Here is a 16,829-nt window from a genome sequence, read left to right on the forward strand (position 1 = left end):
CCGCGCGCTGGGCCGCATCGACGCGGCCGAACGCGACGCCCGCGCCGCCCCCGACCGGCGCCGGCTGGCGCGGCTGCGGCGCGGGCGGGCGTTCGTCGATGCGCTTTACGGGCCGCGCCTGTCGCGGCGTCCGCCCGGCGACGCGACCATCGTCTGTCGCTGCGAGGAGGTCACCGCCGGGCAGATCCGCGAGGCGCTGCGCGGCGGCTGCCTGGGCCCCAATCAGGTGAAATCGGCGCTGCGCTGCGGCATGGGGCCCTGTCAGGGCCGGTTCTGCGGGCTGACCATATCGCGCCTCGTCGCCGAACAGCGCGGGCTGTCCATGGACGAGGCCGGAACGCTGCGCATCCGCCCGCCGTTGAAACCCATCGATCTGGGCGCGCTGGCCGGCGCCGCGGCCGCCGATCCGGTCGAATCATGACCCGCACCGCGGATGTGGCGATCATCGGCGCCGGGATCCAGGGGTGTTCCGCCGCGCTGCATTGCGCCTTGCGCGGGCTGTCGGTCACGGTGCTGGAAAAGGACCGCGCCGGGCGCCACGCCTCGGGGGTCAATGCCGGGGGCGTGCGGCGGCTGAACCGGCATGAAGCGGAAATTCCGCTCTCGGTCGCCTCGATGGAGATCTGGCGCGGCATCGAGGATCTGCTGGGCGATGATTGCGGGTTTCACGCCGGCGGTCAGGTGCGCGTGGCCGAGACCGAGGCGGACATGGCCGTGCTGGAGGCGCGCGCCGCGCGGGTCCGGGCGCTGGGTCACGCGCATGAGGAAATCATCGGCCGCGACGAATTGTTCGCCATGGTTCCGGCGCTCGCGCCCCATTGCCTCGGGGCCCTGATCGCGCGCGGCGACGGCTATGCCAACCCCGCGCGCACGGTCGCCGCCTTGCGCCGCCGCGCCGCCGAACTGGGCGCGACGTTTCTGGAGGGCGTGCGCGCCGCGCCGCCGCGCCGTTGCGGCGAGGGCTGGGAGACGCTGACCGATTCCGGCCCGGTGCAGTGCCGGACCGTGCTCAACTGCGCCGGGGTCTGGGGCGGCGCCATCGCCGCCGCGCTGGGCGAGCCGGTCCCCATCGAACCGGTGGCGCCGATGCTGCTGATCACCGCCCCCATGGCGCCGTTCGTGACCCCGGTGGTGGGCAGCGCCAGCCGCTACATATCATTCAAGCAATGGCCCAACGGCACGGTGATGGTGGGCGGCGGTCGGCTGGGGAAGGCGGACCCGGCGCGCAATGTCGCGCATCTCGACATGCCGGGACTGGGGATGATGGCCAAGGCGGCGCGGGGCCTGTTCCCGATCATGCAGGGCGCCAGGGTGGTGCGCTGCTGGGCCGGGATCGAGGGCCAGGTCCGCGACGGCATCCCGGTGATCGGACCCAGCGCCGCCGCGCCGGGGGTGTTTCACGGCTTCGGGTTTTCGACCCACGGCTTTCAGCTTGGGCCGATCATCGGGCGCATTTTGGCGGAGCTCGCCGCCGATGGGCGGACATCGCTGCCAATCGAACCGTTTTCAATCACGCGCTTTGCGGCGCGGGGAGAGGAGGAAATCGCATGATCGCACCGGAAAATCGCGTGGTGATGGTGTCGGGCGCCAATCGCGGCATCGGGCTTGGCGTGGCGCGGCGGCTGATTGCGCGCGGCTATCGGGTCAGCCTCGGGGCCCGCGATCCGGCGTCGCTGGCGGCGGCGGTCGCCGACGCCGCCCCGGGGCAGGCCCATTGCGTCGCCTATGACGCGCTGGATCTGGGGCTGGCCGAGGCCTGGGTGGCGGGAACCGTCGAAAGATTCGGGCGCATTGACGGGCTGGTCAACAACGCCGGCGTCGCCAAGCCGCCTTTCACCATCGAGGACGCGGATGAATCGGCGCTCGACCGCATGTTCGCGATCAACGTCAAGGGGCCGCTGCGGCTGATCCGGCTGGCCATGCCGCATCTGACGCAAAGCGGCTGCGGGCGGGTGATCAACGTCGCGTCGCTGTCGGGCAAGCGGGTGAAGAACCCCAATGTCGGTTACGCCATGACCAAGTTCGCGCTGATCGCGCTGACCCACGCGGTGCGCCGCCATGGCTGGGATCAGGGGGTGCGCGCCACCGCCGTCTGCCCCGGCTTCGTGCGCACGGATCTGACCAGGGATGCGGCGGTGGCCCCGGAGAACATGATCCAGCCCGAGGATCTGGCCGAACTGATCGACACCGCGCTGTCGCTGCCCAACAACGCCGTGGTGGCCGAGCTGCTGGTGAATTGCCGGCTGGAGGACATGCTCTGACCTGGCGCCGCGCGGTTGGGCTCCAAGGTTTCTCAAATAACGTTTCTCTTGCGCGGACAGGCTGGCTAAGGTCGGCGCGATTGCATCGTCATCTGGAATAATCGACCCCGGACATGAGCGCCCCCCAGTTCCATCGCCTCGGCGCGCCCGCCCGCGCGCGCCTGCGCCTGTCCATCGACGGGCGCCTCCATGAGGCCTTCATCGGGGACACGGTGCTGACCGCGATTCTGAGCGCCGGGCGCCGGGCGAGGGTCTCGGAATTCGGCGACGGGGCGCGGGCCGGATTCTGCCTGATGGGGCTGTGCCAGGATTGCTGGGTGCGGCTGGCCGACGGCCGCCGCCTGCGCGCCTGCACCACCCCTGCACGCGACGGGATGGAGATCCTCACGGATCGCGAACCCGACGATCCCGGCGCCGGTCGGAACATTGATCAGAACGGGGAGGGCGGCGCATGAACGCCCCGCGCGTGGTCATCGTCGGCGCCGGCCCCGCCGGGCTGCGCGCCGCGCAGACCCTGGTCGCGGCGGGTCTGCGCCCGGTCTTGCTTGACGAGGCCCCGGCCAGCGGCGGCCAGATCTATCGCCGCCAGCCGCCGGAGATCACCCGCCCCTACCAGGCGCTGTATGGGTTCGAGGCGGGCAAGGCGCGCCGCCTGCACGACCTGACCGACGCCCTGCGCGACAGCATCGACTATCGCCCGGATTGCATGGTCTGGAACGCGGCGCCGGGGATGTTGGAGGTCTTGCGCGACGGGACCGGCGAAAGCCTGCCCTATGACCGGCTGATCCTCGCCACCGGGGCCATGGACCGGGTGCTGCCTTTCGAGGGCTGGACCCTGCCCGGGGTGTTCACGCTGGGCGGCGCGCAGGTGCTGTTCAAGACCCAGGCCTGCGCGGTGGGGCGGCGGACGGCGTTCCTCGGGTGCGGGCCGCTGCTGCCCTATGTCGCCTATCAATACGCCCGCGCCGGGGCGCAGGTCGTCGCGGTGCTCGACACCGCGCCGCGCGCCGCCAAGTGGCGGGCGCTGCCGGGGCTGCTGGCGGGGGGCGCGACCGCGTTCAAGGGCGCGTGGCATCTGGGCTGGCTGAAGGCGCATGGCGTCAGCTACCTGCATGGCGTGACGCCGGTTCGGGCGCTGGGCGAGCAGGCCGTCGAGGGGCTTCGCTATCGCGATTCGCGCGGGCGCGAGCGGGCGCTGGACTGCGACGCGATCGCCTTTGGCTACGGGCTGAAAAGCGAATTGCAGATCGCCGATCTCATTGGCTGCGACCTGCGATTCGACGACCGGTCGCGCAATTGGGAACTGGCGCTCGACGCCATGGGGCGCAGTTCCGTGGCCGGGGTCTATGCGGCGGGCGACGGGGCGTCGATCCGGGGCGCCGACGCGGCGGAGCTGAGCGGCGCGCGCGCGGCGCGGGCGCTGATCGGGGATCTGGGACTGCCGGCGCGGGGCGCCCAGGGCGCGGAGCGGGCGACAAGGCGCCTCGACCGGCTGCGCGCGGCGCTCGACGTCGCCTTTCCCTATCCGGCGCATCTGGCCCGCGACCTGCCCGATGCGCGGGTGATCTGCCGCTGCGAGGCCGTGACGGCGGGCGAGATCCGCGCCGCGGTGCGTGGCCTCGGGGCCGACGAACTGAACCGGGCGAAGGCGTTCTGCCGGGTCGGCATGGGCCGCTGCCAGGGGCGGGTCTGCGAGCCGGCGGCGGCGGAGATCGTGGCCGAATCGCTGGGGCGCGACATCGCCGACATCGGCCGTTTCCGCGCCCAGGCGCCAGTGAAGCCCGTGCCGATCGCGGCGCTGGCGCGCAAGGCGCCGGGCAAGACGACAGGCCCGGCCCCGTGACCGACGCCAAACGCATCGACATCGACGTCGCCATCATCGGCGGCGGCACGGCGGGCTGCGCCGCGGCGCTGCATCTGGCCAATCGCGGGCTCAGCGTGGCGCTGTTCGAACGCCGCGCCGCCGGCAGTCAGGCCAGCGGCGTCAATTACGGCGGCGTGCGCCAGCATGGCCGCGACATCCGCGAATTGCCGCTCAGCCGGCGATCCCGCCAGATCTGGGCCGACCTGAAGGGTCTGATCGGCAGCGATTGCGAATTCTCCCCCGGCGGCCACCTGAAACTGGCGCGCAACGCCGAGGAAATGGCGGTGCTGGAAAAATTCGCCCGCGATTCGGCGCCGTTCGATCTCGGCATCGAACTGATCGGGCGCAACGCGCTGCGCGAACGGTTCCCGTGGCTGGGCGACGCCGCCTTCGGGGCCTCGCTCTGTCCCGGCGACGGGCAGGCCAACCCGCGCCTGCTGGCGCCCACTTTCGCGCGCGCCGCCCGCGCCGCGGGCGCCGACATCCGCGAACATGACGCGGTGACCGGCGCGACGCGCGGCGGGACCGGCTTTCACATCGAGACCGAAAGCGGCCTTCGCGCCCGCGCCGGGGTGCTGCTGAACGCCGCCGGGGCCTGGGCCGACCGGGTGGCGGGCTGGTTCGGCGAGCCGGCGGCGATCGATTCGCAATCGCCCAACATGCTGGTCACCGAACCGCTGCCCTATCGGCTCACCCATAATATCGGCGCCGTGGGCGGCGGGCTCTATGTGCGCCAGATCCCGCGCGGCAACCTGATCTTCGGCGGCGGGCGCAGCGCCAGCGACCGCGACGCGCCCCGGGTGCGCCCGGCCAGCGCCGGCGGGCGCAACGCCATGGCCAACCTGATCGAATTTCTGCCCTGGGCGGGTTCGGCGCAGGTGATCCGCACCTGGACCGGCATCGACGGCTACATGCCCGACGGCATCCCGGTGATGGGGCCGAGCGCCACGACGCCGGGGCTGTTCCACGCATTCGGCTTCAGCGGTCACGGCTTTCAGCTCGGCCCCGCCGTCGGCGAGGCGCTGGGCGAAATGGCGCTGGAGGGGCGAGCGGCGATTTCTCTCGACTCCTTCTCGATCCGGCGCTTTAAATCAACTGGCGGGACGAATTGACAAACACTTCGCCCGCAATGCGAACCGATGCGCCGCCGCAAAAGAGCGAGCCTGTTCGGTCATAGGGAGGTTATGGAATGAAACAGTTTTTTCTTGGAACCGTGTGCGCGCTGGGCGCCGGGTTCGCGTTGGCGGTCTCGACGCCGGGCGCGGCGACGGCCGGGCCGGACACCAACTTTCTGAATGTCGGCATCGCCGCGTCGGACGCCGGGCGCCTGGATCCGCATCTGTCCGCGACCACCATCGACAAGGCGGTGTTCGGCTGGATGTTCAACGGGCTGGTGCGCTTCGCCCCGGGCACCGCGTCGCCCGACACCATCGAACCGGATCTGGCGGAAAGCTGGAGCTCCAGCGACGACGGCCTGGAATGGACCTTCAACCTGCGCAAGGGCGTGCAGTGCCATGGCGGCTACGGCGAGCTGACCTCGGCGGACATCGTCTATTCCTTCGCCCGCGCCGCCAATCCCGACACATCGAGCTTCGCCAGCAATTTCGCGGTGTTTGACAGCGTCACCGCGCTCGACCCCTACACGGTGAAGATCACGCTGAAGAACGCGGTGCCCAGTCTGCTCGGCATGGTGACCAACTATCACGGCGGCAACGTGGTGTGCAAAAAGGCCGCCGAGGAGATGGGCGAGGATTTCCAGAAGCGCCCCATCGGCACGGGCGCCTTCATGTTCGACGAATACCAGCCCCAGCAATACCTGAAACTGGTGGCCAATCCCGACTACTATCGCGGCAAGCCCAAGCTCGACGGCATCATGTATCGCTACATCCCGTCGGATTCGGCCCGCGATCTGGCGTTCCAGGCCGGCGAGCTGGACATGGAATACGGCGCCCAGGGCCAGGTCTGGGCCGAGCGCATGAAGAAGCTGCCCGGCACCGTGGTGCATGTGATGGAGCCGGCGGAAATGTCGGTGATGTCGCTCAACATCACGTCCAAGCCGCTTGACGACATCCGCGTGCGCAAGGCCATCGCCATGGCGGTGAACCGGGATGAGTTCCTCGCCTTCAAGGGCGCCGACGTGACCCGCCCGGCGAAATCGGTGGTGCCCCAGGGCTACCAGGGCTTCGCCGACATGACCGCGCTGATGCCCGCCTATGACGTGGACGGCGCCAAGGCGCTGCTGGCCGAGGCCGGCTATCCCGACGGCGTCACCATCAAGGCGATCCACACCAGCCTGCCGGGCATGCTGTCCACCATGGAGGTGTTCCAGGCCCAGCTGCGCCGCGCCGGCATCACGCTTGACATGGAGGTCGTCGAGCACGCCACCTTCCACGCCCAGATCCGCAAGGATCAGAGCCAGGTGGTGCATTACTCGGCGGCGCGCTTCCCGGTGGCGGACACCTACCTGACGCAGTTCTTCCATTCGCGCAGCATCGTGGGAACGCCGACGGCGATCACCAACTTCTCGCATTGCAACGTCGCGGACGCGGAAATCGACGCCGCCCGCGTCGAACAGGACCCAGCCAAGCAGAAGGCGCTGTGGCGCGCCGCGCAGGAAAAGATCATGAAGGCGTTCTGCGCCGTGCCGATCTACGAGAACCTGCAGCTCTGGGCGACCAAGGACTATCTGGACCTGGGCTATGAGCTGATCGGCTCGCTGACGCTGGGTCCGCCGGTCACCGAGAACACGCGCTTCAAGTAGCCGCGAACGCCTGGCGCGGGGCGGCGGCCGGGGCAACCCGGCCGCCGGCCCGTTCCCGCCCCCGCCCGCGAGCCCCAACGGGCCCGGCGCCTCCCGTCCCGGGGGGCGCGGCCATGGGCGCGCCGCATGCCGAAAGGGTCGCCCGCCTATGTTCGCCTTCATTCTACGACGGCTGCTTTTCGCCATACCGACGCTGCTGGCCGTGATGACGCTGATCTTCGTGCTGGTGCGCATCGTGCCCGGCGATCCGGCGCAGACCATCCTCGGCGACGAGGCCAGCGCCGCGGCGCTCGACGCCATGCGCGAACGGCTCGGGCTGAACCGGCCGCTGATCGAGCAATACGTGGATTTCATGGGCAGCGCGCTGACCGGGGACTGGGGCGAATCCATGGTCAGCGGCAAGTCGATCATCGGCGAGGTCGCCAACGTCATCCCCTACACCATGGAGCTGACCGTGGTGTCGCTGCTGTTCGGCATCGTCACCGGCATTCCGCTGGGCATCTGGTCGGCGCTGCACCGCAACCGGCCGCTGGACTACCTGATCCGCGTCACCTCCCTGCTGGGGCTGTCGTTTCCGGCCTTCGTGTCGGCGATCATGCTGCTGATCGTGTTCTCGATCAATCTGGGCTGGTTCCCGGTGATCTCGGCGGGCAATCGCAGCGACGTGGGGGGCTGGGCGCGTGATCTGGCGCTGCCGGCGCTGACGCTGGGGCTGATCATGGCGGCCTTCATCACCCGGGTCACCCGGTCCTCGATGCTGGGGGTGCTGGGCGAGGACTACATCCGCACCGCCCGCGCCAAGGGGGTGCCCAACAAGGTGATCATCTGGCGTCACGCCATGCGCAACGCGCTGATCCCGGTGGTGACCGTGGTGGGGCTGTATCTGGGCATCCTGATCGGCAATTCGGTGCTGACGGAGATCGTCTTCAACCGCCCCGGGCTCGGCAAGCTGATCGTCGGGGCGCTGGGCCAGCGCGACTACACCATGCTGCAGGGGCTGATGGTCTGCTACGCCTTCATCATCCTGTTCGTGAACATGCTCACCGACCTGACCTACGGGTTCATCGATCCGCGAGTGAAATACCAATGATCATCGACAGCGACGACATGCCGGCGCCGCGATCCGCCCGCAGCCTGTTCTTCGAACAGCTGATGCGCACCTTCGCCAGCAACAAGCTGACGGGGCTGGGCGCGGCGATCTTCCTGCTGGTGGTGCTGGCGGCGATCTTCGCGCCGCTGCTGAGCGCCCACGACCCGCTGGACCAGAACATCCTGTCGCGCCTGACGGGGCCGTCCGACGAATTCGCGCTCGGCACCGACGCCTACGGGCGCGACATCTACGCGCGGCTGCTTTACGGCGCGCGCATCTCGCTGACCATCGGCGGGGTGGCGATCCTGTCGGCCATGGCGATCGGGTCGGCGATCGGCATCGTCGCGGGATATTACGGCGGCAAGACCGACGTGGCGATCATGCAGATCATGGACGTGCTGCTGTCCTTCCCGACGCTGATCCTGGGGCTGATCATCGTCGCCATGCTCGGCCCGAGCATGCAGAACATGATCGTCGCCATAGCGCTGACCGCGATCCCGCCGTTTGCGCGCATCGCGCGGGCGCCGACCATCGTGGTCAAGGAACGTGATTTCATCGAGGCCTGCCGGGCGCTCGGCTATGGCGACATGCGCATCATGGCCGGCCACATCCTGCCCAACGTGCTGTCGGACGTGCTGGTCATGGGCTCGCTCTGGCTGGCCACCGCGATCCGGGTCGAGGCCTCGCTGTCCTTCATCGGCCTCGGGGTCAAGCCGCCGACCCCCACCTGGGGCGGCATGATCCGCGAGGGGTTCGAAAACATCCTCGACAACCCCTGGCTGTCGATCTTTCCGGGGCTGGCGATCCTGCTGGTGGTGTTCTCGCTGAACCTTCTGGGCGACGGGCTGCGCGACGCCATCGACCCCAAGACCCGGGTGGACTGATGCGCATGACCGAACCGATCCCAGCGGCCGTTCCCGACGACGTGGTGCTCGATGTCGAGAACCTCACCACCTCGTTCCGCATCGCCGGCAAGTGGCACAAGGCGGTGCGCGGCATCAGCTTTTCGCTTCGCCGCAACGAAACCCTGGCGCTGGTCGGCGAATCCGGCTGCGGCAAGAGCGTCACCGCGCTGTCGATCCTCGGGCTGGTGCCGCCCGAGAACGGCCGGGTGGAGGCGACGCGCATCCGCTTTGGCGGGCGCGACCTGCAGGATCTGGACGACGAGGGCATGCGCGCCATCCGCGGCGACGGAATCTCGATGATCTTCCAGGAACCGATGACCGCGCTCAACCCGGTGCTGCCCATCGGCTTTCAGGTGGCCGAGTCGCTGCAATACCATCGCGACATGACCCGCAAGCAGGCCAACGCCGCGGCGCTGGAACTGCTGGAAAAGGTCAAGATCCCCTCCGCCCCCAGCCGGTTCAAGGAATATCCGCACCAGTTTTCCGGCGGCATGCGCCAGCGGGTGATGATCGCCATGGCGCTGGCCTGCGAACCGGACATCATCCTTGCCGACGAACCCACCACCGCGCTCGACGTGACCATCCAGGCGCAGATCCTGTCGCTGCTCAACGACCTGAAAAGCGACACCGGCATGTCGATGATCTTCATCACGCACAATCTGGGCGTGGTGGCGGCGCTCGCCGACCGGGTGGCGGTGATGTATGGCGGCAACATCGTCGAGATCGCCGATGTGGAGGAGCTGTTCGCCAATCCCACCCATCCCTACACCGAGGCGCTGCTGCGTTCGATCCCGCGCAGCGACCGGGACATGGACACCCTGCTGTCGATACCGGGGCAGGTGCCCCCGATCACCCGCATGCCCGAAGGCTGCCGCTTCGCCGCGCGCTGCGCGCTGGCCCGTCCGCATTGCCGCGAACGCGACCCGGACCTGCGCCCGGTGACGCCGGGATCGGCGCACGGGGTCGCCTGCTGGGAACGCGGCCATCGCCCCGCCGCCGAGGAGCGCGCCGATGACTGACATCCTGCTGCGCGTCGAGAACCTGCAGAAATTCTTCCGGGTGCGCCGGGGGTTTCCGGTGGCCAGAACCGTGACCGTGCGGGCGGTGGACGGCATATCCTTCACCGTCAAACGCGGGCGATCCTTCGGGCTGGTGGGCGAATCCGGCTGCGGCAAATCCACCGCCGGGCGGGCGCTGCTGCGCCTGATCGAACCGGATTCCGGGGCGGTGGATTTCGACGGTCAGGACGTGCTGACCACCGATGCGGGCGGCATGCGCAAGCTGCGCCAGCGCATGCAGATCATCTTTCAGGACCCGTATTCGTCGCTGAACCCGCGCAAGCGCATCGGCGCGGCGCTGGCCGAACCCCTGCTGGTGCACGGGCTGGCCGACCGGGCGCAGGCGCGCGAACAGGTGCTCAAGCTGCTCGACGAGGTGGGCCTGCCGCCCGACGCGGCCAACCGCTTTCCCCATGAATTCTCCGGCGGCCAGCGCCAGCGCATCGGCATCGCGCGGGCGCTGACGCTGGGCCCGGAGCTGATCGTCGCGGATGAACCGGTGTCGGCGCTCGACGTGTCGATCCAGGCGCAGATCCTGCTGTTGCTGCGGCATCTGCAGGCGGCGCACAATCTCAGCTTCGTGTTCATCTCGCACGATCTCGGGGTGGTGCGGTACTTCTGCCAGGACATGGCGGTGATGTATCTGGGACGGATCGTGGAAACCGGGCCGATCCCGCGCATCTTCGACGAACCGCTGCACCCCTACACCCGCATCCTGCGCGACGCCTCGCCGGCGCCCGACCCGACGCAGGCGCGCAAATTCGATCGCATCGCCGGCGAGGTGCCCTCGGCGGTCAACCCGCCCAGCGGCTGCCATTTCCACCCGCGCTGCCCGCACGCCAACGACCTGTGCCGCAGCACCTACCCCGAATGGCGCGAGATCGACGGCGCGCGCGGCGTCGCCTGCCATCTGTTCGACCCCGACATCGCCGGCGCGCCGACGCGCGCGGATGACGGAAGCCTGAAGGAGAAAGGCCAGACCCCGCGCGCGGCGATCTGAATCCGGTGACCGCCGCCGCCCGGGTCTGATATCGTGCCAGGCGCCGCCGCGCGCCCGGCGATCACGAAACCGGGCGCCCCGGCGGCGGGTTTCGACTGCGAGGAGCGTCGCCTTGGTCGTCAAAGCAGGCATCATCGCCAACCCGGTCTCGGCGCGCGACATCCGCCGGATCGTGTCCCATGCCGGCAACCTGCCGATCAACGACCGGGCCAACATCGTGCTGCGTCTGCTCACCGGCATGGCGCGCACCGGCGTGGACGAGGTGCTGATCATGCCGGAAAACGGCGGCATCCGCACCCATCTGATGCGCGCGATCAAACGGGAATCCAGGCATGGCGGCGCCCGGTTCCCGCGGGTCGGCTACCTTGACATGCCCGTCACCTGCACCGCCGAGGACAGCGCCCGCGCGGCGCGCATGATGCGCGCCGCCGGGGTCGGGGCCATCGTGGTGCTGGGCGGCGACGGCACCAACCGCGTGGTGGTCGGCGCATGCGGCGACGTGCCGGTGGCGGGCGTGTCCACCGGGACCAACAACGCGTTTCCGGAGCTGCGCGAACCCACCGTCACCGGGCTGGCCGTGGGGTTGGCGGTCAGCGGGCAGGCGCCCCCCGACCTGGCGTTCTTCGCCAACAAGCGGCTGGAGGTGGCGGTCAACGACCGGCGCGACATCGCGCTGGTCGACGTGGCCGTGGTGGCCGAACGCTTCATCGGCGCCCGCGCCATCTGGAAGACCGAGAATTTCCGCGAATTGTTCGTCACCTTCGGCGCGCCCGAGGGCATCGGCCTGTCTTCGATCGTCGGGCTGCTGGCGCCGCTGACCCGCGCCGCGCCCGAGGGCCGGCGGGTGCGCCTGTCCCGCGCCTCCGGCGCCGCGCGCATGCTGGCCGCGCCGATCGCGCCGGGGTTGATCGAGGACGTCGGAATCGCCGGCGTCGAGACCATGCGCCCGGGCGTCGCCTACGCGCCCGACATCGCCGCCGGGTCGCTGGCGCTGGACGGCGAGCGCGAACTGACCTTCGACGAGGGCGATCGCGTGACCATCAGCCTGCGGATCGACGCCTTTCGCACCATCGACGTCGCCGCCTGCATGGCCTGCGCCGCGGCGCGCGGTCTGCTGACCGCCCGCCGCGCCCCCGCCGTTCAAGACCCCGCTCACCATGAAAAAGTCGATGCTGCAAACAGGAGGACCTCATGAGCAATCCGTTTCCGTTGGACAAGGACCGGCTGCTGGACGCCTACCGGATGATGCGCACCATCCGCGCGTTCGAAGAACGCCTGCACGTGGATTTCAGTCGCGGCGACATCCCGGGTTTCGTGCATCTCTACGCCGGCGAGGAGGCCTCCGCCGTCGGCATCATGATGCATCTCAACGACCGCGACCGCATCGCGTCGACCCATCGCGGGCATGGCCACTGCATCGCCAAGGGCGTTGATGTGAAGGCGATGATGGCGGAGATCTACGGCAAGGCCTCGGGCTGCTGCGCGGGCAAGGGCGGGTCGATGCACATCGCCGATCTGTCCAAGGGCATGATGGGCGCCAACGGCATTCTGGGCGCCGGGGCGCCGCTGATCTGCGGCGCGGCGCTGGCGGCGCAGAAGCTCGGCCATGACGGGGTCGGGATCACGTTTTTCGGCGACGGCGCCTCCAATCAGGGCACGGTGCTGGAAAGCATGAACCTGGCGGCGATCTGGAATCTGCCGGTGATCTTCGTGGTCGAAAACAACGGCTATGCGGAATCGACCTCGGTCGATTACGCGGTGGCGGTGGATTCCTATGTCGATCGCGCCACCGGCTTCGGCATCCCCGGGGTCACCGTCGACGGCACCGATTTCTTCGCCGTTTACGAGGCCGCGGGCGAGATCGTGCGCCGCGCCCGCGAAGGGTCGGGACCGACGCTGCTGGAATGCAAGATGATCCGCTTCTACGGGCATTTCGAGGGCGACGCCCAGACCTACCGCGCCCCGGGCGAGACCGAGGACAACCGCGCCAATCGCGACTGCCTGAAGATCTTCCGCGCCCATGTCACCGGGGCGGGGGTGATATCGGACGCCGAACTGGACGCCATCGACGCCGAGGCCGAGGCGCTGATCGTCGCGGCGGTGGACGCGGCCATCGCCGCCCCGCGCCCCGACCCCGCCGAACTCACGACCGACGTCTATGTGAGCTGATCGACCTCAAGAAAACCGAAAGGAGCAAGCAAATGGCACGCATGCTGAGCATGAAGGACGCGGTGAACGAGGCGATGGATCAGGAGATGTCGCGCGATCCCACCGTGATCATGATGGGCGAGGACATCGTCGGCGGGACCGGCGCCGGGGGCGAGGAGGACGCCTGGGGCGGCGCGCTCGGCGTCACCAAGGGGCTGTATCACAAGCACCCCAAGCAGATGATCGACACGCCGCTGTCGGAAAGCGCCTATATCGGCGCGGCGATCGGGGCCGCGACCTGCGGGCTGCGCCCGGTGGCCGAACTGATGTTCATCGATTTCGTCGGCGTCTGTCTGGATCAGATCTTCAATCAGGCGGCGAAGTTCCGCTACATGTTCGGCGGCAAGGCCGAAACGCCCGTGGTGATCCGCGCCATGTGCGGGGCCGGCATCCGCGCCGCGGCCCAGCACAGCCAGATGCTGACGCCGATGCTGACCCATGTCCCGGGGCTGAAGGTGGTGTGTCCGTCCAACGCCTATGACGCCAAGGGCTTGCTGATCCAGTCGATCCGCGACAATGATCCGGTGATTTTCCTTGAACACAAGGCGCTTTACGGCGCCGAGGCCGACGTCCCCGAAGAAAGCTACGCCATCCCCTTCGGCGAGGCCAACATCGTGCGCGAGGGCGGCGACGCCACCATCGTCACCTACGGCCAGACCGTGGGGCGCGCGGTGGAGGCCGCCCGGGCGCTGGAAAGGGACGGCGTGCAGGTGGAGGTCATCGACCTGCGCACCCTGTCGCCCATCGACATGGAAACCGTGATCGAAAGCGTCGAGGAAACCGGCCGCCTGATCTGCGTGGACGAGGCGCATCCCCGCTGCTCCATCGCCGCCGACGTGGCCGCCAATGTCGCGCAGGACGCCTTCGCGGCGCTGAAGGCCCCGATCCAGATGGTGACCTCGCCGCATGCGCCGGTGCCGTTTTCGCCGTCGCTGGAGGACATCTTCGTGCCCTCCGTCGACGCGATCGCGGCCGCGGTGCGCAAGACCCTGTGAGGAGCGATCCAGATGAGAGCTGAACCATGAGCGACCAGATCACGCCGATCCTGATGCCCAAATGGGGGCTGTCCATGAAGGAGGGCAAGCTCGCCGCCTGGCATGTGGAGGAAGGCGCCGCGATCTCGCCCGGCGACGAGATCATGGATGTGGAGACCGACAAGATCGCCAATGTCGTGGAGGCCGCCGACGGCGGCCTCCTGCGGCGCATCGTCGGGCGCGAGGACGAGGTGTATCCGGTGCAGGCGCTGCTCGGGGTCATGGCCCCGGACACGGTGTCCGACGCGGAGATCGACGCCTATGTCGCGGGGTTCGAAACCCCCGAGATCGAGGCGGACGAGGCCGCCGGCCCGGCCCATGACTTTGCCGACCTGGCGGTGGGGCGAATCCGCTACGTCGCGCGCCCGGGCGGCGCGGATGATGCGGGCGGCGCGGGCGGCGCGCCGGCGATCCTGATCCACGGCTTTGGCGGCGATCTGGACAACTGGCTGTTCAATATCGACGCGCTGGCCGAGGACCGCCCGGTCTATGCGCTGGACCTGCCCGGCCACGGCCAGTCGGTGAAGGCGGCGGAGGCCCCGGATCTGGCGATGATGGTGGCGGCGCTGGTCGACTTCATGGATCATCTGGGCGTCGAGCGCGCGCATCTCGTCGGCCATTCCATGGGCGGGCTGATCGCCGGTCAGACGGCGATCGCCCATCCCGGGCGAGTGGCCTCGCTGGGGCTGATCGGGTCCGCCGGGCTGGGGGCGCAGATCAACGACGACTATGTCGGCGGCTTCGTGGCCGCGACCGGGCGGCGCGACCTGAAACCCCGGCTGGCGCATCTGTTCGCCGATCCGGGTCTGGTGAGCCGGGCGATGGTCGCCGATCTGCTGAAATACAAGCGGCTCGACGGGGTGCCGGCCTTTCTGGGCGCGCTGGCCGCCAGCCTGTTCCCCGACGGCGCCCAGGCGCAAAGCATCGCCGCGGCGCTCGACGCGCTGGAGGCGCCGGTCACGGTGATCTGGGGCGCCGAGGACGCGGTCATCCCCGCCGCCCATGCCGACGCGATCCCCCGCGCCGCCAGCCACGTGATCGAAAACGCCGGTCACATGGTGCAGATGGAACAGGCCGCAAAGGTCAACGCGCTGCTGAAAGCCGCCATGTCCGGCCAGTGATCGCGGCTTGGAACATGCCCCCCGGGCGATCGCGGCGATGCGTCATGGCTGGCCCGTGAACCGGGTCCCGGCCTTGCGGCGGCGGGTCGCCGGATTCGTCGCGCAAAGCCCATCGCGGCGCCCGGTTGCGGCCCTCCTTGCCGGGGTGCGCCAGCGGTTCTGCGATCGGGCGCGCGGGGATTGCGCAAAACCGGTCCGCGACGCCGCTGGTTGGCGTCAGGCGGCCTCGCGCCGCGGCGCCTCGCAAACAGGGGATCAGGTCAGCGCGGTTTTCATCGCGGCGAGGAACTGGGCGATTTCGGCCAGCGAATTGTAGTGGCACAGCGACACCCGCACGCAATCCTCCAGCCCCAGCGGGGTCAGCACGTTGGCCGAATAGTGATCGGCCTTGCGCATATGGGTGCGCACCCCCTGCGCGTTCAGCGACGCGACGATGTCCGCGGAGCTCACGCCGCGATGGGTGAAGGACGCCAGCCCCTCGCGCGCCGGGTTGTCGACGCCGCCGATGATCTCGACGCCCGGCGTATCGGCCAGCCCGGGGAGGTTGCCGGTCCCGTGCAGCAGGGCCTCGGTCAGCGCGTGTTCCTGGGCGCGGATCGCGGCCCCCGCGGCTTCGATGCGGGCGCGGGGGGCGCGCGCGTCGCTGACCTGGGCGCCAAGCCATTCGACATAGCGCACCACCTCGGAAAACGTCGCATAGGCGCCGGCGTCGCGGGTGCCGAGCTCCCAGCCGGTCGCGGGCGCGTCGATCAGCAGGTCGTGGGGCAGGGCGGCGAGCCGGTCCGAGATCCAGGCCACCCCGTAGCCGTGGCGCGAAAACGCCTTGTAGGGCGAGATCACATAGCCGTCGATGCCGTAGGCGTCGATGTCGAGCGCCCCATGCGCGGCGTGCTGGATGCCGTCGACGATGATCAGGCAATCGGGGGACACCGCGCGGATCGCCGCCGCGATCGCCGCCACATCGACCCCCATGCCGGTCACCGGGGAGGTGTGCACGACGGTCGCCACCCGCGTGTCGGGGCCGATATGGGGCGCGTAATCGGCGACCGAGACCACGCCCCGCGCCCAATCATGGGGCGCGACGCGATGGCGCGCGCCGACCGCCTCGGCGCCCCGGCGCGCGGCGCTGCGCGAGGCCGGATGTTCGAGCGTGGAGCTCACCACCTCGCCGCCGGCCGCCGCGCCCCGGCAGGCGGCGCGCAGCAGGCGGAACAGCAATTCGGTGCCGCTCTCGCCGACGAAAACCTGGCCGCCCGAGGCGTTCATCAGCAGGCGCATGTCGGCTTTGGCCCGCGCGATCACCGCCATCATCGCCTTCGAGGCCGGGTTGTCGCGGCCCTGATTGTCGGGGATCGCGGCGAATTCGCCCGATCGCGCGACCACCGATTTCAAGGTCAGCGCCCCGCCGGCGTTCTCGAAATACGCCCGCGGCCCCTGATAGGGACAGGCGTCGACATGGGCGAAGCGGTCGCGAATGGCCGCGAGCAGACCGGGGGCGTTCTGGATCATTCCGTGTTCCTGCATCTG

The 16,829-nt window shown here is 69.5% G+C and carries 16 protein-coding genes; 15 read left to right on the forward strand and 1 reads right to left on the reverse strand.

Annotated features, from left to right (window positions below; all coding sequences use genetic code 11):
- The 15 genes from AC1HC7_RS05985 to AC1HC7_RS06055 form a co-directional block, all read left to right on the forward strand.
- Window positions 1-421, forward strand: a 421-nt coding sequence (locus tag AC1HC7_RS05985) for a (2Fe-2S)-binding protein (RefSeq protein ID WP_479498784.1), incomplete at its 5' end; no start/stop codon positions are given.
- Window positions 418-1,551: an NAD(P)/FAD-dependent oxidoreductase gene (locus AC1HC7_RS05990; RefSeq protein ID WP_479498065.1), complete on the forward strand. Its 1,134-nt coding sequence runs from the start codon at window positions 418-420 to the stop codon at window positions 1,549-1,551. The genes AC1HC7_RS05985 and AC1HC7_RS05990, both read left to right, overlap by 4 nt.
- Window positions 1,548-2,261, forward strand: coding sequence for an SDR family NAD(P)-dependent oxidoreductase (locus AC1HC7_RS05995; protein ID WP_479498064.1), 714 nt, complete (start codon window positions 1,548-1,550; stop codon window positions 2,259-2,261). The genes AC1HC7_RS05990 and AC1HC7_RS05995 overlap by 4 nt, the downstream gene beginning before the upstream one ends.
- 113 nt (window positions 2,262-2,374) lie before the next feature.
- Entirely contained in the window at window positions 2,375-2,716 is a 342-nt protein-coding gene (locus AC1HC7_RS06000) for a (2Fe-2S)-binding protein (protein WP_479498063.1), read from the forward strand.
- On the forward strand, window positions 2,713-4,104 hold the full coding sequence (locus AC1HC7_RS06005; RefSeq protein WP_479498062.1) for an FAD/NAD(P)-dependent oxidoreductase: 1,392 nt from the start codon (window positions 2,713-2,715) through the stop codon (window positions 4,102-4,104). The genes AC1HC7_RS06000 and AC1HC7_RS06005 overlap by 4 nt, the downstream gene beginning before the upstream one ends.
- Entirely contained in the window at window positions 4,101-5,237 is a 1,137-nt protein-coding gene (locus tag AC1HC7_RS06010; RefSeq protein ID WP_479498061.1) for an NAD(P)/FAD-dependent oxidoreductase, read from the forward strand. The genes AC1HC7_RS06005 and AC1HC7_RS06010 overlap by 4 nt, the downstream gene beginning before the upstream one ends.
- Before the next feature lie 77 nt (window positions 5,238-5,314).
- A complete protein-coding gene (locus AC1HC7_RS06015; protein WP_479498060.1) occupies window positions 5,315-6,886 on the forward strand; it encodes an ABC transporter substrate-binding protein in 1,572 nt (523 codons plus the stop codon).
- A 148-nt stretch (window positions 6,887-7,034) separates the two neighbouring features.
- Complete coding sequence (locus tag AC1HC7_RS06020; RefSeq protein WP_479498059.1) at window positions 7,035-7,976, forward strand: ABC transporter permease; 942 nt, start codon at window positions 7,035-7,037, stop codon at window positions 7,974-7,976.
- The gene (locus AC1HC7_RS06025; RefSeq protein WP_479498058.1) at window positions 7,973-8,860 is read left to right on the forward strand and encodes an ABC transporter permease; all 888 of its coding nucleotides are present in this window, start codon (window positions 7,973-7,975) and stop codon (window positions 8,858-8,860) included. Before AC1HC7_RS06020 ends, AC1HC7_RS06025 begins: the two co-directional genes overlap by 4 nt.
- A 5-nt stretch (window positions 8,861-8,865) precedes the next feature.
- Window positions 8,866-9,900, forward strand: a complete 1,035-nt coding sequence (locus AC1HC7_RS06030; RefSeq protein WP_479498057.1) for an ABC transporter ATP-binding protein — start codon at window positions 8,866-8,868, stop codon at window positions 9,898-9,900.
- Entirely contained in the window at window positions 9,893-10,939 is a 1,047-nt protein-coding gene (locus AC1HC7_RS06035) for an ABC transporter ATP-binding protein (protein ID WP_479498056.1), read from the forward strand. The genes AC1HC7_RS06030 and AC1HC7_RS06035 overlap by 8 nt, the downstream gene beginning before the upstream one ends.
- A gap of 112 nt (window positions 10,940-11,051) precedes the next feature.
- Window positions 11,052-12,134 carry an ATP-NAD kinase family protein gene (locus AC1HC7_RS06040; RefSeq protein WP_479498055.1) on the forward strand — a complete coding sequence of 361 codons (1,083 nt, stop codon included), beginning with the start codon at window positions 11,052-11,054 and terminating at the stop codon, window positions 12,132-12,134.
- The gene (locus tag AC1HC7_RS06045) at window positions 12,131-13,108 is read left to right on the forward strand and encodes a thiamine pyrophosphate-dependent dehydrogenase E1 component subunit alpha (protein WP_479498785.1); all 978 of its coding nucleotides are present in this window, start codon (window positions 12,131-12,133) and stop codon (window positions 13,106-13,108) included. The genes AC1HC7_RS06040 and AC1HC7_RS06045 overlap by 4 nt, the downstream gene beginning before the upstream one ends.
- Before the next feature lie 32 nt (window positions 13,109-13,140).
- Window positions 13,141-14,142, forward strand: coding sequence for an alpha-ketoacid dehydrogenase subunit beta (locus AC1HC7_RS06050; RefSeq protein ID WP_479498053.1), 1,002 nt, complete (start codon window positions 13,141-13,143; stop codon window positions 14,140-14,142).
- 26 nt (window positions 14,143-14,168) lie between these two features.
- Window positions 14,169-15,302, forward strand: a complete 1,134-nt coding sequence (locus tag AC1HC7_RS06055; RefSeq protein WP_479498052.1) for an acetoin dehydrogenase dihydrolipoyllysine-residue acetyltransferase subunit — start codon at window positions 14,169-14,171, stop codon at window positions 15,300-15,302.
- Between the two features lie 255 nt (window positions 15,303-15,557).
- Here AC1HC7_RS06055 and AC1HC7_RS06060 read toward each other — a convergent pair whose 3' ends face one another.
- Window positions 15,558-16,811 (reverse strand): aminotransferase class V-fold PLP-dependent enzyme, encoded by a 1,254-nt coding sequence (locus AC1HC7_RS06060; RefSeq protein ID WP_479498786.1) that lies wholly within the window; start codon window positions 16,809-16,811, stop codon window positions 15,558-15,560.
- Window positions 16,812-16,829: the final 18 nt, after the last annotated feature.

The organism is Oceanicella sp. (assembly GCF_056449545.1).